This is a genomic window from Actinocrinis puniceicyclus (genome assembly GCF_018283645.1).
GTDB lineage: Bacteria > Actinomycetota > Actinomycetes > Streptomycetales > Catenulisporaceae > Actinocrinis > Actinocrinis puniceicyclus.
In genome coordinates this window covers 1-798 of the sequence record NZ_JAGSXH010000355.1, presented here as the reverse complement: position 1 = coordinate 798, position 798 = coordinate 1, and the positions used below count along the sequence as shown (strand labels likewise).

Genomic DNA, 798 nt, shown 5'->3' with positions numbered 1-798 from the left:
CTTCAGCTGCGCGGTGTGACGGTGCGCAGCGGCGGTCACAGCGTGCTTGAGCGGGTCGACCTGGACATAGCGCCGGGCAGCACGGTCGCGCTGGTCGGTGCCTCCGGGGCCGGCAAGAGCACGCTGGCCGGGCTCGTGGGCCGGCTGGTCGAACCGGCCGACGGCGAGGTTCTGCTCGACGGGGCGCGGGTGGCCGATCTCGACGTCGTGCAGCTCAGGCATCAGGTCGCCTACGCTTTCGCGCGCCCGGCGCTGTTGGGGGCGACGGTGCACGACGCGGTGACGTACTGCGCCCCCGAGGCGAGCCGCGCGGTGGCGGTGCGCGCGGCGCGGCTGGCCCGCGCGGACGGTTTCATCAGGCGTCTGCCGCAGGGCTATGACACGCCGTTGCGTGGCCTGGCGCTGTCCGGTGGTGAGGCGCAGCGGCTGGGTCTGGCGCGCGCGTTGGCCCAGGATGCCCGGGTGCTCGTGTTCGACGATGCGACTTCGAGCCTTGACACCTTGACCGAGATGCAGATAAGCAGGGCGCTGACCGAGGCGCTGGCCGGGCGCACGCGGATCGTGGTGACCCAGCGCGCCGCGACCGCGCGGCGCGCCGATGTGGTCGCCTGGCTTGAGGGTGGGCGGCTGCGGGCCACCGGGCCGCACGAGCAGCTGTGGCAGGACCCGCGGTACCGGGCGGTCTTCAGCACGGGGGCGCCGGCGTGAGCGCGGTGAAGCAGGGGCGCGCCGCCGCGGATCGTGACCCGGCCTGGGCGCCGGCCGCGCCCGGGCCGGGGATCGTGGCGGGGATCGTGG

At 75.1% G+C, this 798-nt stretch carries 1 protein-coding gene; it reads left to right on the top strand.

From position 1 onward, the window contains the following. Nucleotides 1–708: ATP-binding cassette domain-containing protein (locus KGA66_RS29255; protein WP_211472872.1), on the top strand; the 708-nt coding region annotated here is incomplete at its 5' end. Nucleotides 709–798 lie beyond the last annotated feature (90 nt).